Origin of the sequence: Galactobacter caseinivorans (assembly GCF_003640665.1) — a bacterium.
Classification (GTDB): domain Bacteria; phylum Actinomycetota; class Actinomycetes; order Actinomycetales; family Micrococcaceae; genus Galactobacter; species Galactobacter caseinivorans.
Genome location: NZ_QQXL01000005.1, coordinates 1 through 24,418, shown reverse-complemented (window position 1 = coordinate 24,418; position 24,418 = coordinate 1). Strand labels below are relative to the sequence as shown.

Here is a 24,418-nt window from a genome sequence, read left to right as displayed (position 1 = left end):
CCACCAGACCACCGCATCCCGGGCCACCCTCCGGGAGCACTCTCAAGAAGAAGGCAGCGAACATGAGCCAGAACTTCCTCCCGCAGGACCTGCCCAGCCACCTGCAGCACTACATCGGTGGGCAGTTCGTGGATTCCATCGACGGCGAGACCTTTGACGTTCTGAATCCGGTCACCAACGAGGCCTACATTCAGGCCTCCTCCGGCAAGGTCGCGGACGTGGACGCCGCCGTGGCCGCCGCCAAGGACGCCTTCGAGAACGGCCCGTGGCCGGGCATGCTGCCCCGCGAGCGCTCCCGCGTGCTGCACAAGATCGCCGACCTGATCGAGTCCCGCGAGGACCAGCTGGCGCAGATGGAGTGCTTCGACACCGGCCTGCCCATCAAGCAGGCCCTTGGCCAGGCCCGCCGCGCCGCGGAGAACTTCCGCTTCTTCGCCGACCTGATCGTGGCCCAACATGATGACGCCTACAAGGTCCCGGGCCGCCAGGTGAACTACGTCAACCGCAAGCCCAAGGGCGTGGCCGGCCTGATCACCCCCTGGAACACCCCCTTCATGTTGGAGTCTTGGAAGCTGGCCCCGGCCATCGCCACCGGCAACACCGTGGTGCTCAAGCCCGCCGAGTTCACCCCGCTCTCCGCCTCCCTCTGGCCCGGCATCTTCGAGGAGGCCGGGCTGCCCGCCGGCGTCTTCAACATGGTGCACGGCTACGGCGAGGAAGGCTTTGCCGGGGACTCCCTGGTCAAGCACCCGGACGTTCCCCTGATCTCCTTCACCGGCGAGTCCGGCACCGGCAAGCTCATCTTCGCCAACGCCGCCCCGTACCTGAAGGGCCTCTCCATGGAGCTGGGCGGCAAGTCCCCGGCCGTCGTCTTCGCTGACGCGGACCTGGACACCGCCATCGACGCCACCATCTTTGGCGTGTTCTCCCTGAACGGCGAGCGCTGCACCGCGGGCTCCCGCATCCTGGTTCAGCGCGACATCTACGACGAGTTCGTGGAGCGCTACGCTGCCCAGGCGGACCGCGTGAAGGTGGGCCTGCCGCATGATCCCACCACCGAGGTGGGCGCCATTGTGCACCCCGAGCACTTCGACAAGGTCATGTCCTACGTGGAACTCGGCAAGACCGAGGCCCGCCTGGTGGCCGGCGGCGGCCGCCCGGAGGAGTTCCCCGAGGGCAACTTTGTGCGCCCCACCGTCTTTGCCGACGTGGCCCCGGACGCACGCATCTTCCAGGAAGAGATCTTTGGCCCGGTCGTGGCCATCACCCCGTTCGACACGGACGCGGAAGCACTGGAGCTGGCCAACAACACCAAGTACGGGCTGGCCGCCTACATCTGGACCAACGACCTCAAGCGCGCGCACAACTTTGCGCAGGATGTTGAGGCCGGCATGGTGTGGCTCAACTCCAACAACGTGCGTGATCTGCGCACCCCGTTCGGCGGCGTGAAGGCCTCTGGCCTTGGCCACGAGGGCGGCTACCGCTCCATCGACTTCTACACCGACCAGCAGGCCGTTCACATCAACCTGGGCGAGGTCCACAACCCCGTCTTTGGCAAGCAGGCCTAAGCATTGCCCGCGGGGCCCTTCGTTCAAGGACCCAGCAACGTCAGATGCCCGACGCCGCGTGCGCACCGCACGCACGCGGCGTCGAGCACCGCACACCCCACCGCTTGAGACCGAGCCGCCCACGCGCGCTCGAGACAAACGCTGCGAGCAGCGTTTGTGACCGGCCCAGAGTTTTTGACAAAGGAGTCACCATGCCAGAGATCGCCAACCAGATCCCCACGCCGTCCATCGCCCCGCCGGACATCCTGCGCTGCGCCTACGCCGAGCTGGTCGTCACCGACCTGGCGGCCTCGCGCACGTTTTACGTTGACGTGCTTGGCCTGCACGTCACCGAGGAGGACGAGAATCAGATTTACCTGCGCTCCTTTGAAGAATTCATTCACCACAATCTGGTGCTGACCAAGGGCCCCGTGGCCGCGCTCAAGGCCATGGCCTTCCGCGTGCGCACCCCGGAGGACGTGGACGTCGCCGAGGCGTACTACCAGGAGCTTGGCTGCCGCACCGAGCGCCAATCCGGCGGCTTTGTGAAGGGCATCGGGGACGCGGTGCGCGTGGAGGATCCGCTGGGCTTCCCCTACGAGTTCTTCTTTGAGACGGAGCACGTGGAGCGCCTGCACATGCGCTACGACCTGTACTCCGCCGGCGAACTGGTGCGCCTGGACCACTTCAACCAGGTGACGCCCAACGTGCCGCGCGGGCGCAAATACCTGGAGGACCTTGGCTTCCGCGTCACCGAGGACATCAAGGATGAGGAAGGCACCACCTACGCCGCGTGGATGCACCGCAAGGGCACCGTCCACGACACCGCGCTGACCGGCGGCAACGGGCCGCGCCTGCACCACGTGGCCTTCTCCACCCACGAGAAGCACAACATCATCCAGATCTGCGACAAGATGGGCGCGCTGCGCATCTCCGACCGCATTGAGCGTGGCCCCGGCCGCCACGGCGTCTCCAACGCGTTCTACCTCTACATCCTGGATCCGGACGGCCACCGCATCGAGATTTACACGCAGGACTACTACACCGGAGACCCGGACAACCCCGTCATCACGTGGGACGTGCACGACAACCAGCGCCGCGACTGGTGGGGCAACCCCGTGGTCCCGTCCTGGTACTCCGAGGCCTCCCTGGTGCTGGACCTGGACGGGAACGTGCAAGAGGTGATTGAGCGCACGGACAGCTCCGAGCTGGACGTGACGATCGGCGCGGACGGCTTCTCCTTCACCCGCGCCGGCGACGAGGACGGCACCTACCGCGGCCAGGCGTCCAAGGGGTTCAAGTTGGGGAACCAGGTGTGATGTAGGGCAGGTTGTGCGGCGGCGTTCGGTTCCTTGGTGGGCCGGGCGCCGCTGGCGTTGTGCGCCGGGGGCTGGTTGCGGTGGGGTGTGGCGCGTGGCGCGTGGCGCGTGGCGCGTGGCGCGTGGCGCGTGGCGCGTGGCGCGTGGCGCGTGGCGCGTGGCGCGTGAGGTGGCGAGGTTTGCAGTGCCCCGGCGCACTTTGCCGTGTACGCCACCACGGCAAAGTGCGCACAGACACGGCAAACCTCAGATAGCCGGGCGGCGGCAGGACACGGGCGCCCAAGGTGCCCGACGACGCGACCCCCACCTCCCAGCGCGCCGCGCCCCATCGCCGTCGAACACTGACCGCGACCTCCAGAGCAGTAAGCGCGTCCTCCAGAGCACCAAACGCAGGCCAGACCACATCCCCGCCTCCCACCAAACTCGGTCTGCCGTGCCCCGGCGCACTTTGCCGTGTACGCCACCACGGCAAAGTGCGCACAGACACGGCAAACCCCAACGCGGCCCCGTCCCTCACAACCGGCCAATCAGGCGCAGCCATCCACAATCGGTCCGTTTGGCCCCCACGACCAGCGACCGTCGGGTCAACTGAACCCATGCACACGTCGCTCCAACTCATGCTCCCCACCGATCACTCCCCGCGGCTGGCCCGCCAATTCGCGGCCGGGCACCTCATCCGCATCGCGCCCGGGCAGTACGTGGACGCTCAGCACTGGACGGCCGCCCCGCGCCATGTGCGGGCGGATGTCCTGGCAAGAGCTTGGGCCCTGCGCACCAAAGAGCCGCTGTGTTGCGAGACCGCGCTGCTGCTGCACGGGGTTCCCCTGTTTGGAACGGCGGATCGGCTCACCGCGCTTTCACGCAGTGGCAACCAGGGACGCCAAGGGATGGTTCCCATCTCCGCTTCGGCGCAGATCCCGGTGGGGTGGGTACCGGAGTTGATCCGCCACCGTCACAGCGCGCCGACCGTTGCGACACAGGACGGCCACGTCACCGTGCATCCTGCCTACGCGGCGGCGCAGATCTTGGCTCACGGCAGCCTGCCGGAGGCCATCACGGTCGCTGACGCGGCGGCCAAAGCCGAGTCGGCGCCCACGCATGTTGGGCACGCCGATGAGAATGAATGGTTGCGCCGGGACATGGTACGTGGCGCCATCGCAGAACTCAGTTACGGTGCTTGGCGGCGCCGGGCCACCGCGCGTTTGGCGGCGGGGTCTGCGCTGGCGGAGTCGGTCGCGGAGTCCGGGTCCCGTGCGGTGATGTTGGGTGCGGGCCTGGAAGCGCCAGTCTTGCAACACTCCGTGCACGACCACCACGGATTCGTGGCGCGGGTGGACTTCTGGTGGCCCAGGCTGGAGCTGGTTGGCGAGGTGGACGGCATGCTGAAATACGCAGGAAAGCAGGCCGGCGCCCGCCTGGACACGCGCGACGCTGTGCGCGCAGAGAAGCACCGAGAGAACCGGATCCTGGCTACCGGAGTGCAGTTGCGCCGCTGGGGATGGAACAGCATCACGGCCCCCGAACAGCTGATTCGCACGCTGACGGGCGCCGGTGTCCCGTCGTCACCCGGGGATCGGCTGCTTTAGCCGTCGGCTCAGGGATGGCTCACACCTTGCCCGACGCCGCTCGGTACAGCACGCGGGCGGGTTGGCGTCGGCGGGGGCGGTTGGCGCGGGAGGGGCGGATGGGCCTGCATTTGGCCTCCGACCTCAAATGTCCTACATTTGGGGAATGCCTCAGCAGTCCCCCGGTTCCGAGCCCGTGCCACAGGTCTCTCCCGATCGCCAGGCCGCCCGGACGCCCGCGCACATGGACCCCTCCACGGAGGCTTCCGGCGCGGCAACGCCCCGACCGGCGACCCAACCGGCCACCCCTCCCACCCCCGCCACTTCCCCGGCCACTTCCCCCGTCACTTCCCCGGGCAAGCTCACCCGCGGCCAGAGCATCGTGCAGCTGCTGCGCCAGCGCCTGCAGGATGGCACCTGGCCGGTGGGCACCAGGCTCCCGGGGGAACACGAGCTGGCTGCGGAATTGGGGGTTGGCCGCAATACGCTGCGCGAGGCCCTGCGCAGCCTGGTCAGCGCCGGATTTCTGAAAGCCCGCCGCGGGGATGGCACCTACGTCATCGCCACGGATGACCTGGAGGTGGCGCTCAGCCGCCGCGTCACCCCGGAGGAACGCCTCCACGCGCTTGAGGTGCGCACCGCTCTGGAGATCGAGTCGGCCAGACTGGCAGCCACCCGCGCCACCCCAGAGGAGCTTGACCGGCTGCGGGAGCTGACCGAGGAACGCCGCGCTGCCTCACACGGCTCCAGCGACGTGGCCTTCCTGCGGCTGGACCTGGCCTGGCACGACGCGGTGGCCCAAGCCGCGCGCAACCCGATCCTCCAGGAGATCTACCTGGGACTTGACCGCGTGACCTCCTATTTTTCCCACACTGGCGAGGCCGAGGTCCACGCCGCAGCCCTCTCCCCCAGCCTCAATGAGACCGGCGGGCCCCACGTCCACGGCCGCATCGCCCGGCTAGACCAGGCGCATGATCAGCTCCTCGCCGCGCTCTGTGATCGCGATGCCGACGCCGCCGTCGCGGCCGCACGCCGCATCTTTGACGCCTCCGAACAGCTCCGAACCCTCCCAGGAGACCCCGCATGAGCCCCGCCACTCCGGAAACCCCGGCCAACCCCACAACCCCGGCCACCCCCACAAGCCCGGCGTCCCCCGCAAACCCGGCGTCCCCCACGACCCCGGGGGAACGGGCTCTGCGCCCGGCCCTGCTCCTGGTCGGCATCTTGTTGTTGGCGGCCAACATGCGCGCCGCGCTCACGGTGGTGAGCCCGCTCATGGGCCAGATCAGCGACGAATTGTCGCTGCCTTCCTTCGCCACGTCGGCCCTGATCTCGCTCCCGTTGCTGTGCTTCGCCGTGGTCTCCCCGCTGGCCCCCAAGCTTGCCGCGCGCATCGGGATTGAGCGGACCCTTGGCCTGGCGCTCGGCGCGCTGGCGCTTGGCATTGTGTTGCGTTCGGCCCCGTGGACCCCGGGTCTCTGGGCGGGGACCGTGGTGGTGGGTTCCTCCATCGCGCTCATCAACGTCCTCCTCCCTGCGATGCTCAAACGGGATTTCCCCTCCAAGATTGGACCGCTGACTGGCGCCTACAACGGTGTGCAGTCAGGGTTCGCCGCCCTGGCCGCCGGCTTTGCGGTCCCCCTCGCCTCCGCCCCGGGCTTCGACTGGCGCCTGGCCATTGGCTGCACGGCGGGCATTGCACTGGTGGCGCTGGCCGTGTTCCTGCCTCAGCTACGCTCCAGCGCGCAGCACCGTCCCACGCCCGCTCTCCTGGATCCCGAGCAGGCGCTTGAACGGGAGGCCGGGCGCCCCAAGCCCATGTGGCGTTCGGCGACGGCGTGGCAGGTCACCATTTTCATGGGCCTGCAGTCCAGCCTCTTCTACTCGGTCCTGACGTGGTGGCCGGCCGTGGAGCATGATGGCGGCACCAGTCCTGTGGTCGCGGGCGCGCACATGGCCCTGATTCAGGCCGCCGGCATCGTGGGGAGCCTCAGCACGGGCGCCGTGCTGCGCCGCACCAATCCGCGCATCATGACCATGGTCCCGGTGCTCGTCACCGCAACGGGCATCCTGGGCCAGCTGGCCGCCCCCGACCTGGCCACGCTCTGGGCCATCCTTCTTGGTCTGGGTACGGGCGGCACCATCGTGACCGCGCTGGCCCTCTTCGGCGCCCGCACCCGCGACCACCACCGTGCCGCGACGCTGAGCGGCATGGCGCAGTCCCTGGGTTATCTCCTGGCCGCGTGCATTCCCCCGCTGCTCGGTGCCGTGCATGACCTCACGGGCGGCTGGACCGCCCCGCTCATCACCCTGGCCTGCGTCGCCGTCGCGGCGGCCGTGGTGGGTTCCCTGGCCGCGCGCGATCGCACCATCGACTAAGAGTTTCCGGCGACACGCGGCGGACGGGCCCGGCCACGACAGGCCCGGCAAGGACGGGCCGCCGCGATGAGGCTCCGGCGCCCCGACTAGAGTGAGCACTAGGAAGTGAGAGCAGCAGCAAGGAAAGGCACGCCATGACGCAGATCCCGAGCCCTACCCCCGGCACCGCGGCGGAGATGTACGAGGCGTCCATGGAGGGCCCCGAACACGAGAACGTGGCGGCCCGCGCGGGTCGTTTTGTGGCTGGCCTTGCCACGGCTGCCTTCGGCGACGACGGCTCTGCCTTCAGCGGCGTGCGCGTGGTGGTGCGCCGCAAGGACGACGGCTCCGAGCTGATGACGCTGGACGGCGGCAACTACGAGGGCGATCAGGCCATGCTGGACGCGGTGCGCGCGGACCTGGCGGAGCTCAGCCCCGAGGCCTTTGTGCAGCAGTGGTCCGTCGCGGAGGATTCCCAGGACTAGGGCGCCACCCGATCGGCGACACACAACGAGCGAGGCTCCCTCCATCTGGAGGGAGCCTCGCTCGTTGTTCAGTGGTCGCGACGCGGTGGGCCGCCCGCCGGGACGGGCCGTCAACGGCGTCAATGCCCGACGACGCGGGCTACTTTAGGCGCGCGGCGCGGGCTACTTTAGGCGCGCGGCGCGGCGCCGGGGGCCTCGGGGTCGGTGCCCTCAGCAACGGGGCGCCCGGCCTCTTTGGCCTCGAGGGCGCGCAGTTCGTCATCGCTCAGCTCGGAGGAGCGGTTCACGCCGGAGCCGCGGCCCATGTCGCCGGAATTCTCCTTGGCCACCATCATCAGCAGCGAGATCACCAGGAGGCCGACCACGAAGGCGATCAGGAAGGCGATGCCGCCAAACTGCACGTTCAGGCCGTTCTTGGTGCCGCCGGAGGAGGCCACCGTGGCAACCACGCCGGCCACCACGCCCATGGCGAGGGAGATGATCAGGGCAGGGCGGATGCTCTGCTTCCAGTCGCGCCGTGCGGCGCCTGGCTTAGCCACGAAGGGCCTCCTTGGTAGTGCGGGGGAACATCTAGTCTAGGGCGCGCGGCTGGAACCGGATCACAGGGTGGGCACTCCGGAGTGTGAGTTAAGACCCAGCCTCGGTGGGCTTGGCCGCAGCTGCATCCGCCTTGCGCGAATCCGAGCGGTAGCTCAGGCCGGCAATCAGCAGGTGCACGCCCAGGAGCACCACGATCATGGCGCAGGTTCCGAAGATCCCGTGCGCATCAATCTTCTCCCCCATGCCGATGGCCACGAGCACCAAGACGACGCCGCCGAGCGCGCTGATGCCGCCGGTGAGGGAGAAGTCGCGGGCCGGGCGGCCAAGCGAGCGTTCCTTGACCCCGGCGACCAACTCACTTCCGCCGCCCAGGATCAGGCCAAAGGCTCCGATGAAGGCGGCGGCCGCCGGTTCGCGAACAAAGAGGGCCATCACGCCGGCCACGAGCCAGGCCAGCGCGGCGGCCGTGATTCCGGTGCGCAACGTCTGCGGCAGGCCGGTCAGGCGTGTCACTGGCCACATGATCAGCGCCCACAGCAGGAAGAGCAATCCCAGGGCCACCGCCAGCACCACGGCCGGGGTGTGGCTCACCCAGAAGATCCCCAAGAGGGAGAACAAAATGGCGACGGTGCCTCGATAGATCGTCGGCTTCCAGAGGACGCGCGCAAGATCGATGGAGGTCACAGAGGTGGAAGACACGAGCCCCAGTCTATCGGTGCCCCGCCAGGCCCTAGACGCCCCAGCTTCAACCAGTTTTAATACACCGTTTGCGCATGTGACTCTGCGGGGTATTCTTAGCATTGGGGGATTTGTCATTGACTTGGGGGAAGACGCATGGCTATATCTATGGCCGAAAGACTCACGATTGAGCTTCGACATCGGATCATCACAGGGGACCTGGTGCCCGGGACCGTGGTGATTGAACCCGCTTTGGCGGACGAATTTAAGGTGTCCAAGACGCCGGTCCGGGAGGCATTGCAGCGCCTGAGCCACGAACACCTGGTGCAGGTGTTGCCCAAGCGCGGCTACTTGGTGATCCCCATGACCCAGGCAGATCTGCACGAGGTCCTCGAGGTGCGCCTGGCACTGGAGCCCATCGCCGCCGCCCACCTGGCGCAACAGGTCCGCTCGGACGAGCCGGGCAGCCTGGAAGCGCTGGCTGCCCTGCGCAAGTACCTTGATCACCAGCGCGCGGCCACCACGCGCCGCGGATCACTTCAGGCGTCCACCGCCTTCCACCGGGTCATCGCGGAGCGGTCGGGGAACTCGCGCCTCACGGCCCCGTTGGCTCGCGCTCTGGATGAGTCCACCAGGGCGCTCTACCTCCTCTCTGACGAGATCGACGTGAAACGCTTCATCCCAGAGGTTTCCGCACATGAGGACATGCTCGCGGCGATCGCCTCCGGGGACCCGGAGGCCGCACGCGAGGCGGCCAGCCGGCACCTGGCCCGGATCGCCGAGTTGCCCATCCCCGTCTCCTAACGCCGCCCTGATCGCGGCATGGGCGGCGCGGCTGGCACTGCCCGGATCGGGGCGGTCGGTGCCCGACGACGCCCTGGGCGCCTCAGTGCCCGGGTGCCCGAACGCTCCGGCGCCTGCACCGGAACCCGCTCCGACACCGGCACTCGGGTGCCCGTGCGTCACTTCACACCACCCGGACTTGGCAGATCTAAATAACACGTGTAAGTTACTTACACGTGACAGTTACTCAGATCTTGGACCCCAGAGCGATCCGCAGCCGCGAGGCTCTCCTCAACGCTGCGACCGTTCTTTTGCACCAGCACCACGCGGCAAGCATCACCGCTACCGACGTGGTCCGCGAAGCGCAGGTCTCCCGCCCCACGCTGTATCAGCACTTCGGCGACCTGACCTCGCTCTTCATCGCCGCCACGGAGGCCCGCCTGCGCACGCTCTTCACGGCCACCCTGCAGCCGGTGGATGACGACTACGAGGCGGGCCGCGCCAGCATCATTGAGCTCCTGGAGCAGCTGCGCGCAGAATCCGAGTTCTTCTTTCACGCCACCCGCGGCTCCAGCGGCTTCGCAGTGCTGCAGGCCCTTGCCCTGGTGCTCGCCGAACGCCTAGAGAGCCACTCCCCGGTCCGGGCCATCCTGGACTTGGAGGACACCCCTCCCCACCTCGCCGAGTTCCTAGCCCACGGCACCGTGGGCCTGGTGGCCCGGTGGTTGGACTCAGACTTCACTGGCGAGAATTCAGTTGAGGCCATGACCGCACAGATCGTGTCCCTTCTCGCCTTCCAACTCGACAGCGCTGTGCCGCAGGGCGCCCAAGGCGCCCCCACGCCGTCGAGCACCACAGCCGTAACAAACCCCAAGAAGGTGGCCTAAATGGCGCGCATCACTGACTGGCTGAAAAGCCATTTCAAACTGATGATCTCGCTCGTTGGCGTGGCCTGCATCCCGCTCGTCTACTGCGGCGCGCTGATCTTTGCCAACAGCGATCCCACCGGCCACCTGAACCAGGTGCCGGCGCTGGTCGTCAACCTGGACAGCGCCGCCAAGACGTCCACCGGCGAGAGCGTGGACCTTGGCCCCTCCATCGTGGAGGAGCTGGAGGACAGCGAGGACAACAACAACCTCAAGTGGCAGGAGTCCTCAGAGGAGGACGCCAACCGGGCGCTCGCCAAGGGCGACGCACTCGCGGTCCTGACCATCCCCGAGGGCTTCTCCGCCGCCGCCGCCTCCGCGGGAGACGACAACCCGCAGAAGGCGCACGCAGGCCAGTTGGAGGTGCGCACCAACGACGCGTCCAACTACCTGATGGGCACCATTGGGCGCACGGTGGGCAAGGAAGTCACGAGCTCGGTGCGCACCAAGGTCTCGGAGAACTACCTCAAGAACATCTACGTGGGTTTCACGGACATTCACTCCTCCATCTCTGATGCCTCCGACGGCGCAGCGAAGCTGGCTGACGGCACGGAAAAGGCGGACGGCGGCGCGGGCAAGCTCGTGGTTGGCCTGAACAAGCTCAAGGACGGCTCCGCGAAGGTGGACAGCGGCGCGGTCAAGCTCGCCTCCGGCGCCACCACCCTCTCCACCGGCGCCAACAAGCTCGCCAGCGGGCTGGGCCAGCTGGAGGACAAGACCAAGGACCTGCCCGCGCAGGCCAAGGCACTCAACGACGGCGCGCAGAAGATCGCGGCAGGCACCAAGACCCTGGATGATTCCGCGGGCAAGCTCAGCGACGGCGCCAAGACGCTGTACGACGGCACCAAGACCCTGGACAGCTCCGCCAAGCAGCTCAACGACGGCGCGCAGAAGGTGGCCGCAGGCAACCAGAAGCTGAACAAGACCGCACAGGGCATCTCCACCTCCGTCACGGAGATCAGCGACGCCGTCCAGGAGACCCTTGGCTCCCTCGGCACCCTGGTGGAGGACACCACGGGCATTTCCTCTGCCACCAAGGTGGACGTCTCCGGGCGCGCGGAGGCCGCCAACGACAACATGCAAAAGATCCTCGACAACCCGCAGGTCGCGGCCGCGGTCAAGGCGGCAGGCCTTGAGGAGCGCGCGGCCACGGTCAAGAAGGACCTCTCCGACGTCTCAGATGGGGCCGCCAAGACGGACGCCGCCATCAAGAAGGCGCAGAAGTCCGCCGGGATCGTGGGCAGCAAGGACGGGGTGAGCATCGACGAGCTGCAGGCCAAGGCCAAGAAGGTCAGCGGCGCAGCCAAGACGTTCTCCGACTCCACGCAGCAGCTCTCCGACGGCGCCACGCAGGTGGCCGCCGGTACCTCCAAGCTCTCCAAGTCCACGCCCACGCTCAAGAACGGCGCCAAGCAGCTCTCCGACGGCACCAACAAGCTGGCCAAGGCCACGCCCACGCTGAAGGACGGCTCCGCGCAGCTCGCGGCGGGAACCAAGAAGCTCAACGCCGCGGTTCCCACGCTCAGCAAGGCCATTGCCTCCGCCGCGGACGGTGGGAATGAACTGGCCAAGGGCGCCAAGAAGCTGGCCACGGGCGCCACCACGCTCTCCACTGGCACCGGTGACCTGGCCAAGGGCACCAGCGACGCTGACAAGGGCGCCGGGGACCTGAAGGATGGCCTGGTGGAGCTCAACGACGGCGCCACCAAGCTGGATGACGGCCTGGCGGACGGCGTCAAGGAGATCCCGGACTACACCAAGAAGGACCAGGAGCACCTCTCCACGGTCAACTCCGAGCCCGTCTCGATGGATGACGCCTCGGTGAACAAGATGGCCAACTACGGCACGGGCCTGAGCCCGTACTTCATCTCCTTGGCCCTCTGGATCGGCGGCATTGCGCTCTTCATGCTGATGGCACCGCTGCCGCGCAAGCTGCTTGATCGCCACCTTCCGGCCCCGATCACGGCGCTGCGCGCCTACCTTCCCTCCGCCATCATGGCGGTGGTGCAGGCGAGCATCGTCTCCGCGATTGTGCTCTTTGGGTTGCAGCTGGACGTCGCGAATCCGCTGGGGCTCTGGGGCCTTGCGGTCTTTGCCTCGCTGACCTTCGTGGCCGTGAACCAGGGCCTGGTCTCGCTGCTGGGCGCCCCGGGCCGCTTCCTCTCGCTCATCCTCGTGGTGTTGCAGATTGCCTCCGCCGGCGGCACCTACCCCTGGCAGACCATGCCAGAAATCTTCAAGGCCGTGCGCCCCTACCTGCCCATGACCTACACGGTGGAGGCCTTCCGCTCGCTGGTCGCCGGCGGCGATCCCATCGGCCTGAGCTCCGCCTACGGCGTGCTTGGCTGCTGGATGGTGGGTGGCCTGATCTTCCTGACCATCGCCGCGATCATCAGCCGCAAGTCCGAGGTTCTGCGCGACTGGGCCACGCTGGCCCCGGGTATGCCCGGCGGCGGGCGCGGGCTGGAGTCGGAGAACGCGGCCAGCGCCGACGCCGAGCCGGCTCAGCGCTCTGAGCGCGAGTTGGTCGGTGCGGGCGTGGGTGCCGGTGCGGGTGTGGGTACCAGTGCTGGTGCCGCCAGCACGGCCCAGATGCCCGACGCCGCAGGGTCCGGTCCGCGCCACGCGGCCGGTGGCGCTGCGGTTGCCTCCGCCACTGCGGCGCAGGCGTCCGCTGGGCATGCGGCCGGGGCGCACTCCGACCCTGCCGAGCAGGATGAGGATGCGCTGGACCAGGACGCACAGGACCAGGATGCAGCGGACGAAGGTGCACAGGACCGGGATGCAGCGGGCGAAGGTGCAGAGGACGAGGCCCGGGAGCCCGTGGGCGCCTGGACCGTGGCGGACTTTGGCGGGTCAGAGCCAGACGAGGCCGACGACGTCGATGAGGCAGACGAGGCGAGCACCGACCCGGCGCACGCCGAGGACGCGACTGAGCCACACGGCGTCGAGCAGGAGACCGCAGCGCAGGAGGCAACGGGGCAGGATGACGCGTCGGAGGACGATGACACCGTGGTGCGCACCGACTCCGAGCGGGACCCGCGCAACGGTTCCCCTGAGCACGGGGCCTGACGCGATCAGGGCCTGACGCGATCTGGGTCTGATCCGCAGACCCTTCGCCGCTCTCCGCTACGCCGGGGGGTGAGCGCGCCGCACCGGCGCGCTCACCTCCCGGCGAGCCTGTTTTTGGTGAGGTGCGTGGAGGTGGCCGTCCAGGGGTCCTCCGGCCAGGGGTGCTTGGGGTAGCGGCCGCGCATCTCCGAGCGGACCTGCTGGTAGGGCCCGGACCAGAAGCTGGCCAGGTCCTCGGTGACGGCCAGCGGCCGGCGCGCCGGTGAGAGCAGGTGGAAGAGGATGGGCGCGCGGCCGTCGGCCAGTCGGGGGGTGCTGGCCCAGCCAAAGCACTCCTGCAGCTTGACGGAGACCACGGGAGGGCCGTCGCTTCCCGGCTCCGGGTACTCGATGGCTGCCGTGTTTCCCGAGGGGACGCTCAGCCGTTGCGGCGCCAGCTCCTCCAGGCGCGCGGCGGCCGGCCAAGGCAGCAGTCGGCGCAGCGGGTCCAGCAGGTCAACCTTGTGCGCTGGCGTCCCGGCGGCCAGCCGCTCCAGCTCGGGGCCAAGCCAGTCATCCAGCCGGTCCAGCAGCGCGGCTTCGGAAACGTCCGGCCAGGGCTGGCCCAGCTCCCGGTGCAGGAACGCGAGCCGGCGCCGCAGCGCGCCGGCGTTCTCGCCGAAGTGCAGCAGGCCAAGCCCGTCCGCGCGCAGGGCCGCAGCGACCGCGACCCGCCCCGCTGCCGCGCTAGGTTTCACGGGCGTGGAGGAGAACTCGATGGCGCCCAGTCCCGAGACGTTGCGGGCACGCACCCGTCCGTCCTCGAAGCGGGCCACGATCCTCTGGCCCATCAGCGGCCCGGCGGCTCGCCGCGCCTCCTCCTCGGTGAGCGCGGCGGCGGAGCGGATCACCGCACCGGTCCCCGCGGCCACCCGCCCTGCGGCACGGGCCACGTCCGCGATGGCGATCCACTCCTGCCCGGAGAGACCGCTACCAGGCGGCAGGGCAGCGCGAGTGCCGGAGGCCAGCAGGTAGCTCTGATCCGCCACACGGCGTGCAATCCGCTCAGGCCAGGCCAGTGCCACCACCGCTCCGAGGGTGCCCGCGGTGGCCTGCCTGTCGGCTGCGCTGACGGGCACGGGGTCGCCGTCCGTGCTGGCGGGCACGGAGTCGCCATCCGTGCTGGCGGGCCCGGAACCGCCGTCCGTGCGGGTCGTCCCGGGAACCATGCCTCCGCGGGCATGTTCGCGCGCCAGGCGCTTCAACCGCTGGGTCTCGCGTCGCACAGCCTCCGCCCCGCGGGCGCGTCCCGAGCGCACATCCCGCAGCGCGGCCGCCAGATCCGCGCCGTCCGCGCGCACGTCGGAGGTGGCCAGGGCCACCGTCTCCGCGGCCGCCTGGGCGCCAACCCACGCCGCGCCGCTGAGCAGGGCACGCCCCCAGCGCGGCTCCACGGGGAGGGAGGCCAGGAGCTGACCGAAGCTGGTGATCCGGCCAGCGTCATCCACCGCGCGCAGGGAACGCAGCGTTGCCTCGGCCTCTCGCAGGGAGGCGGCCGGCGGCGCGTCCGGCAACCGCAGGCCCTCCCCGCGGGGGGTGCCCCAAGCGGCCAGCGTCAGCGCGGCCTGGGTCAGGTCCGCGGCCAGCAGCTCCGGCGTAATGTGCTCCGGGGCGGCGGCGAAGGTTCGCTCGTCGTAACAGCGCACCACGGTTCCGGGGCCCAGTCGCGCCGCGCGCCCGGCCCGCTGTTGCGCCGCGGCGCGGGAGGCGGAGACCGTCACCAACCCTTGCATTCCCCTGGCGGCATCCTTTCGCGGCTCCCGTGACAACCCGGCGTCGATCACCAGGCGCACGCCCGGAACCGTCAGCGAGGACTCCGCCAGCGCGGTGGACACGATGATGCGCGCGGGCTCTCCCGCTTGGCGCCCTGAGACGGCACGGTCCTGTTCCTGCGCGGGAATCTGCCCGTGCAGGGGAAGGATCTCGGTGCCCGGCGCCAGGGAGCGCAGCTCCGAGACCACGGCGTTCACCTCACGCGCGCCGGGAAGAAAAACCAGTGCGTCGGTGCTGGGGTTCGCCGCGACCGCTCGCCCGTGGTGCAGGGCCGCTGTCGCCGCGACATGATGCAGAAACTCGCGCCGGACGCCCCTGTCGTCCTGCCTGGGGCCTGATCCAGGGGCCCAGATCACCTGCAGCGGGTGCAACGCGGAGGGGCTATCCACCAGCGGCGCGGGGCGCGCGTCGGAGCCGCTGCCGGTTCCAAGCAACGCGGCAAAGCGCGGGGCGTCCAGGGTGGCGGACATCGCGACAAGGCTCAGGTCCTCTCGCAGTTCGCGGACCTCCATGAGCAGCCCGATCAACAGGTCGGTATCCAGCTGGCGTTCGTGGACCTCATCCACAACCACCGCGCCCACCCCCGTCAGCTCCGGATCGGCGAGCAGGCGGCGCAACAACAGACCCGGGGTCAGGAACTCCACCTGGGTCTGCGGGCCGGCGTGGTGCTCGCCGCGCACCGAATACCCCACCCGCTCCCCCAGACGCGAGCCGTCCAGCTGCGCCAGGCGGCGGGCCGCGCTACGCACCGCCACCCGGCGCGGCTGCGTGACGAGGGTGCGCAGGCCCGGCGCCTGCTGGTTGGCCAGCAGCGGCGGGACCAGGGTGGTCTTGCCGGTTCCGGGAGGCGCCTGCACCACAACGGCCGGCGCGCCCTCCGGTGCGGCGGGCGAGGTTCCGGGCGAGGTTCCGGGCGAGGTTCCGGGCGCGGCTCCGGGCGCAGTTCCGTGCGAGGTTCCGGACGCAACAACGGGTGGCGCACCGAGCGCCGCACGGAGCGCGGGCAACGCCTCGGCAAAGACGAGCCCCGCGCCGATCGCGGCGATATCAAAGGGGCGGGGCGCGGCGGACGGATTGGACACGTGCTCCATTGTGCCCGCCCACTCAGCCACCCAGTCAGCCAACCCACCCGGCCCGCCCACTCAGCGCAGCCGCGGGGCCGCCTCGATGAGTTCGCGGGTGAAGGGATGCTGCGGCTGGGAGAGCACGGACTCCGTGGCGCCGCGCTCCACGATCACTCCGGCGTCCAGGACCGCCAATTCATCGCTGGCATGGCGGATCACGCCCAGGTCGTGGGAGACCAGCAGGATCGCCAGCCCGCGCTCCTGTTGCAGCTCATCCAGCAGGTCAAGCACCTTGGCCTGGACGGAGGCGTCCAGCGCGGAGACGGGCTCATCGCACAGCAGGATGGCCGGTTCCACGGCGAGCGCGCGGGCGATCGCGACCCGTTGGCGTTGCCCGCCGGAGAGCGTGCGAGGGTGGGCGTGGGCCACCGCGGGCAGCAGGTGCACGGCGTCCAGCAGTTCCTTGATGCGCGCGGGGTCCCTGCGCCCCAGCGCGTCCTCCAGCAGGCGGCGCACGTTCCAGCGGGGTTCAAAGGAGCCAAGCGGGTCCTGCACCATCATGGCCATCCGCCGGCGCTGCGGACGGCGGGCGCGCTCAGAGAGCGCCGACCACGGCGCACCGCCCAGCATGACCTCCCCGGCCTGCAAGGGGATGAGCGCGGCCACGGCCCGCAGCAGCGTCGACTTTCCGGAGCCCGACTCGCCAACGAGCCCCAGCGTGCGCCCTGCCCAGAGGTCCAGGTCCACGCCGCTGACGGTCGGCGCGGGCGCGCCGCGGTGGCGCACCACCAGGCCCCGCGCACTGAGCACCGGGGCGGCGTCCTCCGGGGCGGGCGGTGGTGGCGCGGTCGTCGGTTCGGCCCCGGCCAGCAGCCGCTCCCCTCGGGGGCGCTCCCACGGCACGGACGCCACCAGGCGCCTGGCCTGTTCGGATTCCGGGGCGTCCAGGACCCGGTCAATGGGGCCGCTCTCCACCACGCGCCCCTGATCAAGGACCAGCACGTCGTCAGCGACCCGGCGCGCCGCGGCCAGGTCGTGGGTGATGAAGAGCAACGTCCCGCCTGCATCGACGCGGGCGCGCAGCAGGTCAAGCACCACGGCCTGGCGGGTGGTGTCCAGCGCCGTGGTGGGCTCGTCCGCGATCACCACGGCGGGGTCGGCGGCCAGTGCCGCGGCGACCAGCGCGCGCTGGCGCATGCCACCGGAGAGCTCGTCGGGGCGGCGCGCGGCGGCCTCTGGGTCAAGGCCCACGGCGCAGAGCAGCGCCGGGAGGTCCAACGGCACCCCGGCCAGCCGAGCGGCGTCGGACACCTCACGCCCCACCGGACGCAGGGGGTCAAGCGAGCCCAGCGCGTCCTGCAACACCGTGCCGACCTGGCGCCCACGCAGGCGGCGCCAGGCTCGCTCACCCAACCCAGCGGCGTCGACCCCTGCGATCATCAGCCTGTCCGCCGTGACGGTGCCGCCCGTGAGCCCCACCAGGGCGCGCGCCGTGACGGATTTGCCGGAGCCGGACTCGCCCACCAGGGCAAGGCAGCGCCCGGGGAACAGCTGCAGGTCCACCCCGCGCACCACCTCGGTGGCGCCAAAGCGGACGGTGAGGCCGCGCACGTCCACCACAGGATCAGCCCTCATGCGGCGCCCCTTCCGGCCCAGCGCGCGGAGAGCCGGCGGCCCAGCAGCGTCACCACGATGCCGACCGCCACGATCGCCAGCCCCGGGAAGACCGTCATCCACCAGCCGGAGCCAATGTAGGTGCGGCCGGCGTTGAGCATGGCGCCCCATTCCGGGGCGGGCGGCGGGGCGCCCAAGCCCAGATATCCCAGCGCTGACGCCCAGACAATGGCCTGGCCCACGCCCAGCGTCGCGACCGCGAGCAGCGGGCCCACGGCGCCGGGCAGGATGTGCACGGCGACGATCCGGGCGGGGCTCTTGCCCAGCATGCGCGCGGCCTCCACGTGCCCGGAGCGGGAGGCGCGGCGCACCTCGGAGCGCAGTAACCGGGCATAGCCGGGCGCGCTGGAGAGGCCAACGGCCACGATCACGGTGGCGATCCCCGGGCCACGCACAGCGATGAGCAACAGCGCAAGCAACAGGGTGGGGAACGCGAGCATCGCGTCCACCAGCCGGGAACCGGCGGCGTCTAGGAGGCGGCCGCCCAGCCCGGTGATGAGGCCAAGGACCGCGCCAAGACCCACGCCGATCAGCGTGGACGCCACGCCAATCAGCACGGAGGAGCGTGCCCCGTGCACCACCCGCGTATACAGGTCTCGCCCGGACTCGTCCGTGCCAAAAAGGTGCTCGCCGCCCGGCGTCCGGAAGGCGGAGCTGGGATTGATCGCGAGCGGGTCCGCGGGCGCCAGCAGCTGCGGCCACAAGGCTGCCAGCAGGATCAACGCGGCGCAGAGCGCCAGCGCGGCGGTAGCGATACGGCGCAGTATCCGGGATATCCCGTGCCCTGCGCCGCCGTTGCCCCCTGCGACCCGGCCGTGCGGCAGGGGACCCGGCCCAGCGGCGTCGAACGTGGGGTTCTGACTCACGCGGCCCTCCTATCCACCAGCCGCACCAACGCGTCCGCCGCGATGGTGACGAGGACGTAGCCCAGCGCGGAGGCCAGGGTGACGCCCAGGACCAGTGGCACATCGCGTCCGGTGACGGCGGTGAGGAGCGCGCGGCCCAGGCCGGGGCGGGCAAAGACGGTCTCGATCACCACGGCACCGGAGATGAGATAACCAAAGGCCCAACCGGAGAGGTTGATTCCTGGGACCAGCCCGTGGCGCAGCGCGTGCCGGACCCGCAGCCCCCAAGGGCTTTCTCCGCGGGTCCGCGCGGCGAGCGCGTAGGGCGAGGCCAGGGCGTTGAGCATGCCCTCCCTCATGGTTTGGGACAGATAACCGGCCAGGGGGATGGCCAGCGCCAGGACGGGGAGCACCAGGCCGCGGGCCGTGCCGGTGGAGACGGGCGGGAACCACCCCAGCTGCGTCGCAAAGACGATGATGAGCACGGCCGCGAGCCAGAAGCCGGGCAGGACGGAGGCCACCAGTTCCAGGGCAGAGGCCAGCCTGGCCGCCACGCGAGAGGACCCGGTGGCGACCATCGCGGTCATCAAGGCCAGGACCCACGCCGCCAGTAGCGCCCACACCGCCAACGTCAGCGTGGGGGCCAGCAGCGGGCCCATCACGTCAGCGACGGGTTTCTTCTGCGAGTAGGAGGTCCCCAGGTCCCCCTGCATCAGCTGGCCAAGGAAGTGGCCGTATTGCACCAGCACGGGCCGGTCCAGCCCGTATTGCTCCCGCGCGGCCTGCAGGGCCTCAGCGCTGGCCTGGCTTCCTGGCCCGCCGAGGGCCGCCTCCGCCGGGCCCCCCGGCAGGGCCTGCAGCACCACAAACGCCAGCGTCGCCACCAGCCACAGGGCAATGACGGCGCCCATCAAGCGCACGGCAACGGCCACCCACCAGCTCTTGCGGTGGGTGGCCGCCCGGCCGGAGCCGGGCTTGGTCATGACTGCGTTTGCGCCGTGGCCCGTGCTCATGTGGCCCTACTTGGCCGGAAGCGCCTGCACGTCAAGGAAGGAGGGCGTGCTGACGGTCGGCAGGGCGCGCAGGCCCTTCACGCCGGAGCGCAACAGGTAGTGATTCTGCTGGTCATAGAGCGGCAGGATCACCTGCTTCTGCGCAATGATCTGCTGGGCCTGCTTGTACAGCTCGGTGCGCTTGGCCTCGTCATCCACCGTGGCGCTGGCCTGGTCAAGGAGCTTGTCCAGGGCCGGGTCGTTGATCTGGGCGTGGTTGGCGAAGTAGCCGGAGGGTGCCGGCTTGATGCCGCTGGAGTGGAAGAGGATGCGCAGCACGTCCGGGCCCACCTTGGTGTACGGGGCGGAGACCAGTTCGTACTCGTTCTTGCCCAGCGCCTCATACCAGCTGGGCAGGTCAAGGAGGGAGATCTTCACGTCAAAGCCGGCCTGCTTGGCGCCGGCCTGGAGCTGCTCAAAGAGGGACTGCTCCGCCGGGATGGACTGGTTGGTGCTCACGGGGAAGCGCACCGTGAGCTTCTTCCCGTCCTTCTCCCGGATGCCGTCCTTGCCCTTGACCCAGCCGGCCTCGTCGAGGAGTTTGTTGGCGGCCTCCAGATCAAAGGGGTAGGAGTCTGCCTGGTCCTGGTGCGCGGGTTCCACGGAGGAGAGCGCGGAGGTGGAGCGCTTGGTGGTGCCCATGAAGAGCGAGTTCACGGCGGCGTCCACGTCCACGGAGCGGATGAACGCCTCTCGCACTTTTTGGTCGTTGAACGGTGCTTGGCCGGAGTTGAGCTCAAGGCGGTTGGAGGCGCCGGGGCGCGGGGCGTCCAGTTCCTCGATGCCGCTGGCCGCGGAGGCCGCCTTGATGTTGTCCGGCTGCGCGTTGTCCAACACGTCCACCTCGCCGGACTGCAGGGCCGCGTAGCGCGTGGCCGAGTCCGGAATGAAGCGCCAGTCAATCTGCGTCAGGGTGGCGGGGCCGGACTGCTTCTGCGCGTCCGCCGGGGCGGAGGTGTAATTCTCGTTGCGGGTCAGCACCACGCGGTCCTGCTTGGTCCAGGACTTCACCATAAACGGGCCGGTGCCCACCGGCGCTGCGCAGTTCTCTTCCTGGCTGCGCTTGAGCGCGGTGGGAGACTGGATGGCGTTCCACGGCTGCGAGAAGGACTCCAGCAGCGCGGAGTCCGGGGCGCTCATGTTCACCTTCGCCACGTTCTCAGAGACCTTCTCCACGCTCTTGATCTTGGCGAACGCCAGGTATCCGGTGGAGGAGCCCGTCTTGGGGTTTTGCAGGTGCTCCACGTTGGCCTTCACGGCCTCCCAGTTCAGCGCCGTGCCGTCGGTGAACTTCACGCCGTCCTTCAGCGTGATCTCCCAACTCTTCCCGTCCTTGGCCACGCTCCAGGAGCTGGCGAGCCACGGGATGATCTTGCCGTCCTTGTCGCGGCTGACCAGGTTCTCCAGGAATTGCGAGCCAATCAGCGCCTGCGGGTAGTTGCCGCCCACATGCGGGTCAAGGCATTCCGGCTCGGCGTCGCCGGTGGCGTAGGTCAGCGTGGTGCGCGTGTTCTGCTCCGCTGCGCCGCCAGAGGCGCCGTTGTCGCCGCCTCCCGCGGAGCAGGAGCTGAGCGCCAGCGGGGCAATCGCGGCGAGGGCCACCGCAGAGAGTAGGGCGCGCTGGCGCGTGGAGGTGCGGGAGGAGTTCAACATCTGAGGGCCGGGTCCTTTGTGCAAGTGATGCGCCCGCGCGGGCGGCGCGGGCGTCTCCATTCTGCTCGCAGTCCCCGGGGGCGGGGGCGGCAGGGGTTGCGCGCGGCGTCATAGTTGGGGGTGCTGGGCACGTTACAGATGCCCGACGCCGCGTGGCCGGGCGGGCGCGCATGCAACCTTTGTGCAACGTTGGGGCAACGTCTGCGCCCCCCAGGGGCGCGGTGCGGCGCGGTGCGGCGCGGTGCGGCGCAGGCCCGGTGCGGGCCGGGCGCCTGCCGCGCGTCTGCCGGGTACCTCAACTTGCCCACCCAGAGACCCGGCGTCAAACTCATCTAGGCGCAACCTTTTTAACCATGCGCCCGCACGCCCACCTATCGAGGAGCACCACCCGTGACCGAGCCGTGGGATCAGGCGCAGCTTGCTGCTGCTCGTGCCGCGAGCCCCTTGGCCGCTTTGGTTCCGTTGGTGCGCGCCCTCCTTGGCCAGGCCGCGCGCGAGGCGGAGCTGTTGGTGGTCGTGGCGGATTCCTCTGGGCGTGTGCTGTGGCTGGAGGGCGAGGACGACGCACTGGCCACCGCCGAGGCCTGGGGCTTGCTCGCAGGGACCGAGTGGGCGTTGGTCAACGGCGCGCTCACCGGGTTGGGGCGTGCACTGGCCACCCGCACACCACAGCGCGTGGACTCCCCTGACGCCTCCCCGCATCCTTGGGCGGCCGCGCCCGTGCGTGATCCCCGCTCCGGCACCATGCCCGGGGCGCTTGCGGTGACCGGCTCCCCCGCTGCCCTGGATGCTTTTGTCCTCGCCGCGCTGCGGGGCACGGCCTCTACCGTTGAGGCGCATTTGGCGACCACGTCCGGAGGGGTCGCGAGCGGCTCGCCCGTGGGTTCCTCCTCCGCGCACGCCTTGCTGCGCCTGACCGGGCCGGATGCCCCCGCCCTCGATACGCCCCACGGCACCAGCCCGTTGAACCGGCGCCACGCGGAGCTGCTGGCGACGCTGGCGGAGGCGCCCGGCGGGCTAGCCGGCACCGAGCTGATGGCGCGGGTGTACCCGCAGCCCATCACCACAGTGACGTTGCGCGCGGAGATGAGCCGCCTGCGCAAGGCGCTGGAGGCGGCGGGCGCGTTCGAGGCGGGCGTTGGGCTGAGTTCGCGGCCCTACCGACTGACGGGCGTAGAGGACGACGGCGCTCGGGTCGCCGCGCATTTGCACCGCGGCGCTCTGCAGCCCGCGCTGAACGAATACGGGGGCGAATTGCTGCCCGGCTCCGAGGCACCTGCGGTGGTGGCCCGGCGCGAGGAACTTTCCGCCGCTCTACGCGGGGCCGTGCTCGGCGCCGGGAACCCCGATCTCTTGCAGGCCTACCTGCGCCTGCCGGAGGCGGATGGGGACGCACAGGCATGGGAAATTGCCGCGCAGGTGCTGCCGGATGGCTCGCCGCGACAGGCCGCCGCTTTGGCTCACCTCGATGGCCTGTCTGGGCTCGGCCCCTCGCTCGCCTAGGCCGGGCCTCTCAACGCATAGTCACGACTGTTTCACCGATGATTGCGCTTTAGTCTCACATCATTATAAAAACGGGTACGGTGATCCACGACAGGCTTCGTTGGGGCGAAGCTCTAGACGAGGGGGGCAACGTGGCGAAGTACAGCATCGACACCGTGGGTCTGCAGTTGGACCTGCAACGTGTGGCCGGTGATGGAGCTGCCGAGCCCACATGGGGAACACACCCGGATGCGGCCCAGGTGAAGTCCTCTTGGGACGCGGACGTGGCGGATAAGCCCCGCGTCGCGGCAACCCAGATGGGCGATAAGTGGGGGGCTGAATGAGGTACTCATCCACGTGCTCTATGGGCTCGGTAGGCAGTTCCGACTTGAAGGATAATCCCGAGTTCGCGTGCGAAGCGGGCCTATCGCTCACAAGCACCCCTCAAGCTCGCTTAACGTCGGCAAGCCCGACGAGCCCCTGACTCTTCGGCCTGAGGAATATAAGGATGAGGTGCGGAAACATTGGATAACAACGCTGACTAGGAGCGATGAGGTGCATATATCTAGAACAAAGATTGCCAGCAAACTAACGGTAGCCCTTCTGGCCAGCACTTTGACTGCCTGTGGATCGTCAAGCGATAACTCCACCGTCCAGGAAGAGCATGACAAAGTAACTCAAGCGCGTAAAGTCATTTCCGATGCTGGTTTCGAAACAGAAACGGAACTTTTCTGGGAATATACCTGCAAAAGCAAGCAACCCTTCGCATCAAAAACCTATTGGAGGTCTATTCAGTTGGCAGACGGGGGAAAAAAGACCGCTGATGGGATCTCTGAGGCCTACGCAAGCCAGGGGTGGACGGCTCTAAGCGGCGCCTGGACCAGCGGGGTTAGTTCAGGAGGTAAGGATTATGACCCGGAAACATTTTATTCCGTGAACTACACGCTAAATGACGCTACCGTGTCGGTCAACATTTTCAGGAAAAATCCCAATAGAACTGAAGTGCTTACTACGACCACCTGCAAGGATCAGCCGGCGGATCGGGAACTGGAAAAGGATCCGGAGCATCCTGAGGCGTACTGAAGCCCGCATCCAGGCAGAGAAGCTCAGAATTATCGGTAGTCACCATCACAGCACGCAGCCCGGCGCCGACGGTGAGGCCCGCGGAGGTCGCGTGCGAAGCGGGCCTATCGCTCCCAAGCGCCCCACAAGCCCGCTTAACGTCGAGAAGCCCGACGAGCCCCTGACCCTTCGGCCTGAGGAGTACAAGGATGAGGTGCTGAAATATTGGATAACAACCCTGACTAGGAGCGATGAGGTGCATATATCTAGAACAAAGATTGCCAGCAAACTAACGGTAGCCCTTCTGGCCAGCACTTTGACTGCCTGTGGATCGTCAAGCGATAACTCCACCGTCCAGGAAGAGCATGACAAAGTAACTCAAGCGCGTAAAGTCATTTCTGATGCTGGTTTCGAAACAGAAACGGAACTTTTCTGGGAATATACCTGCAAAAGCAAGCAACCCTTCGCATCAAAAACCTATTGGAGGTCTATTCAGTTGGC

The 24,418-nt window shown here is 68.9% G+C and carries 20 protein-coding genes; 13 read left to right on the top strand and 7 right to left on the bottom strand.

Going from position 1 to position 24,418, the window contains the following annotated elements:
• The first annotated feature begins 62 nt into the window (after nucleotides 1-62).
• The 6 genes from hpaE (at nucleotide 63) to DWQ67_RS08760 (ending at nucleotide 7,274) form a co-directional block, all read left to right on the top strand.
• On the top strand, nucleotides 63-1,568 hold the full coding sequence (gene hpaE, locus DWQ67_RS08790) for a 5-carboxymethyl-2-hydroxymuconate semialdehyde dehydrogenase (protein WP_121485241.1): 1,506 nt from the start codon (nucleotides 63-65) through the stop codon (nucleotides 1,566-1,568).
• 200 nt (nucleotides 1,569-1,768) lie between these two features.
• Complete coding sequence (gene hpaD, locus DWQ67_RS08785) at nucleotides 1,769-2,866, top strand: 3,4-dihydroxyphenylacetate 2,3-dioxygenase (RefSeq protein ID WP_121485449.1); 1,098 nt, start codon at nucleotides 1,769-1,771, stop codon at nucleotides 2,864-2,866.
• Nucleotides 2,867-3,462: 596 nt separating this feature from the next.
• Nucleotides 3,463-4,452 (top strand): hypothetical protein, encoded by a 990-nt coding sequence (locus DWQ67_RS08775; RefSeq protein WP_121485239.1) that lies wholly within the window; start codon nucleotides 3,463-3,465, stop codon nucleotides 4,450-4,452.
• 145 nt (nucleotides 4,453-4,597) lie between these two features.
• The gene (locus tag DWQ67_RS08770; RefSeq protein ID WP_158595417.1) at nucleotides 4,598-5,518 is read left to right on the top strand and encodes a FadR/GntR family transcriptional regulator; all 921 of its coding nucleotides are present in this window, start codon (nucleotides 4,598-4,600) and stop codon (nucleotides 5,516-5,518) included.
• Nucleotides 5,515-6,810 carry an MFS transporter gene (locus tag DWQ67_RS08765; RefSeq protein ID WP_121485237.1) on the top strand — a complete coding sequence of 432 codons (1,296 nt, stop codon included), beginning with the start codon at nucleotides 5,515-5,517 and terminating at the stop codon, nucleotides 6,808-6,810. The genes DWQ67_RS08770 and DWQ67_RS08765 overlap by 4 nt, the downstream gene beginning before the upstream one ends.
• A 134-nt stretch (nucleotides 6,811-6,944) precedes the next feature.
• Entirely contained in the window at nucleotides 6,945-7,274 is a 330-nt protein-coding gene (locus tag DWQ67_RS08760) for a hypothetical protein (protein WP_121485236.1), read from the top strand.
• 167 nt (nucleotides 7,275-7,441) lie between these two features.
• On the opposite strand, the gene DWQ67_RS08755 is transcribed toward DWQ67_RS08760, so the two are convergent.
• Both DWQ67_RS08755 and DWQ67_RS08750 read right to left on the bottom strand, forming a co-directional pair.
• Nucleotides 7,442-7,813, bottom strand: coding sequence for a hypothetical protein (locus DWQ67_RS08755; RefSeq protein ID WP_121485235.1), 372 nt, complete (start codon nucleotides 7,811-7,813; stop codon nucleotides 7,442-7,444).
• Between the two features lie 88 nt (nucleotides 7,814-7,901).
• Nucleotides 7,902-8,513, bottom strand: a complete 612-nt coding sequence (locus tag DWQ67_RS08750) for a hypothetical protein (RefSeq protein WP_121485234.1) — start codon at nucleotides 8,511-8,513, stop codon at nucleotides 7,902-7,904.
• A 147-nt stretch (nucleotides 8,514-8,660) separates the two neighbouring features.
• Between DWQ67_RS08750 and DWQ67_RS08745 the strand changes: the two genes are divergently transcribed.
• From DWQ67_RS08745 to DWQ67_RS08735, 3 genes are all read left to right on the top strand, one after another.
• Complete coding sequence (locus DWQ67_RS08745) at nucleotides 8,661-9,296, top strand: GntR family transcriptional regulator (protein ID WP_158595416.1); 636 nt, start codon at nucleotides 8,661-8,663, stop codon at nucleotides 9,294-9,296.
• Nucleotides 9,297-9,511: 215 nt separating this feature from the next.
• Entirely contained in the window at nucleotides 9,512-10,162 is a 651-nt protein-coding gene (locus DWQ67_RS08740; RefSeq protein WP_121485232.1) for a TetR/AcrR family transcriptional regulator, read from the top strand.
• Nucleotides 10,163-13,273, top strand: coding sequence for a YhgE/Pip domain-containing protein (locus DWQ67_RS08735; RefSeq protein ID WP_121485231.1), 3,111 nt, complete (start codon nucleotides 10,163-10,165; stop codon nucleotides 13,271-13,273).
• Between the two features lie 92 nt (nucleotides 13,274-13,365).
• On the opposite strand, the gene DWQ67_RS08730 is transcribed toward DWQ67_RS08735, so the two are convergent.
• From DWQ67_RS08730 to DWQ67_RS08710, 5 genes are read right to left on the bottom strand one after another with little or no spacing between them, the layout of a single operon-like run.
• Complete coding sequence (locus DWQ67_RS08730; protein WP_199712667.1) at nucleotides 13,366-16,176, bottom strand: ATP-dependent RNA helicase; 2,811 nt, start codon at nucleotides 16,174-16,176, stop codon at nucleotides 13,366-13,368.
• A gap of 51 nt (nucleotides 16,177-16,227) precedes the next feature.
• Entirely contained in the window at nucleotides 16,228-17,784 is a 1,557-nt protein-coding gene (locus DWQ67_RS08725; protein ID WP_121485230.1) for an ABC transporter ATP-binding protein, read from the bottom strand.
• Nucleotides 17,781-18,689 (bottom strand): ABC transporter permease, encoded by a 909-nt coding sequence (locus DWQ67_RS08720; protein ID WP_325049622.1) that lies wholly within the window; start codon nucleotides 18,687-18,689, stop codon nucleotides 17,781-17,783. The genes DWQ67_RS08725 and DWQ67_RS08720 overlap by 4 nt, the downstream gene beginning before the upstream one ends.
• A complete protein-coding gene (locus DWQ67_RS08715) occupies nucleotides 18,686-19,681 on the bottom strand; it encodes an ABC transporter permease (protein ID WP_233556010.1) in 996 nt (331 codons plus the stop codon). Before DWQ67_RS08715 ends, DWQ67_RS08720 begins: the two co-directional genes overlap by 4 nt.
• A 6-nt stretch (nucleotides 19,682-19,687) precedes the next feature.
• Nucleotides 19,688-21,373, bottom strand: a complete 1,686-nt coding sequence (locus tag DWQ67_RS08710; RefSeq protein ID WP_121485229.1) for an ABC transporter substrate-binding protein — start codon at nucleotides 21,371-21,373, stop codon at nucleotides 19,688-19,690.
• Between the two features lie 390 nt (nucleotides 21,374-21,763).
• Between DWQ67_RS08710 and DWQ67_RS08705 the strand changes: the two genes are divergently transcribed.
• The 4 genes from DWQ67_RS08705 to DWQ67_RS14075 form a co-directional block, all read left to right on the top strand.
• Nucleotides 21,764-22,876 (top strand): sigma-54-dependent transcriptional regulator family protein, encoded by a 1,113-nt coding sequence (locus DWQ67_RS08705; protein ID WP_121485228.1) that lies wholly within the window; start codon nucleotides 21,764-21,766, stop codon nucleotides 22,874-22,876.
• Between the two features lie 131 nt (nucleotides 22,877-23,007).
• The gene (locus tag DWQ67_RS08700; RefSeq protein WP_121485227.1) at nucleotides 23,008-23,199 is read left to right on the top strand and encodes a hypothetical protein; all 192 of its coding nucleotides are present in this window, start codon (nucleotides 23,008-23,010) and stop codon (nucleotides 23,197-23,199) included.
• 211 nt (nucleotides 23,200-23,410) lie between these two features.
• Complete coding sequence (locus DWQ67_RS13625; protein ID WP_147433653.1) at nucleotides 23,411-23,938, top strand: hypothetical protein; 528 nt, start codon at nucleotides 23,411-23,413, stop codon at nucleotides 23,936-23,938.
• A gap of 193 nt (nucleotides 23,939-24,131) precedes the next feature.
• On the top strand, nucleotides 24,132-24,418 hold a 287-nt coding region (locus tag DWQ67_RS14075), incomplete at its 3' end, for a hypothetical protein (RefSeq protein ID WP_233556009.1).

What these genes read in the sequence shown, in the direction of transcription:
- DWQ67_RS08715 (WP_233556010.1), bottom strand. Translation starts at nt 19,681, where the DNA reads ATGAGCACGGGCCACGGCGCAAACGCAGTCATGACCAAGCCCGGCTCC.
- DWQ67_RS08775 (WP_121485239.1), top strand. Translation starts at nt 3,463, where the DNA reads ATGCACACGTCGCTCCAACTCATGCTCCCCACCGATCACTCCCCGCGG.
- DWQ67_RS08760 (WP_121485236.1), top strand. Translation starts at nt 6,945, where the DNA reads ATGACGCAGATCCCGAGCCCTACCCCCGGCACCGCGGCGGAGATGTAC.
- DWQ67_RS08770 (WP_158595417.1), top strand. Translation starts at nt 4,598, where the DNA reads ATGCCTCAGCAGTCCCCCGGTTCCGAGCCCGTGCCACAGGTCTCTCCC.
- DWQ67_RS08735 (WP_121485231.1), top strand. Translation starts at nt 10,163, where the DNA reads ATGGCGCGCATCACTGACTGGCTGAAAAGCCATTTCAAACTGATGATC.
- hpaE (WP_121485241.1), top strand. Translation starts at nt 63, where the DNA reads ATGAGCCAGAACTTCCTCCCGCAGGACCTGCCCAGCCACCTGCAGCAC.
- DWQ67_RS08730 (WP_199712667.1), bottom strand. Translation starts at nt 16,176, where the DNA reads ATGGAGCACGTGTCCAATCCGTCCGCCGCGCCCCGCCCCTTTGATATC.
- DWQ67_RS08765 (WP_121485237.1), top strand. Translation starts at nt 5,515, where the DNA reads ATGAGCCCCGCCACTCCGGAAACCCCGGCCAACCCCACAACCCCGGCC.
- DWQ67_RS08710 (WP_121485229.1), bottom strand. Translation starts at nt 21,373, where the DNA reads ATGTTGAACTCCTCCCGCACCTCCACGCGCCAGCGCGCCCTACTCTCT.
- DWQ67_RS08745 (WP_158595416.1), top strand. Translation starts at nt 8,661, where the DNA reads ATGGCCGAAAGACTCACGATTGAGCTTCGACATCGGATCATCACAGGG.
- DWQ67_RS08725 (WP_121485230.1), bottom strand. Translation starts at nt 17,784, where the DNA reads ATGAGGGCTGATCCTGTGGTGGACGTGCGCGGCCTCACCGTCCGCTTT.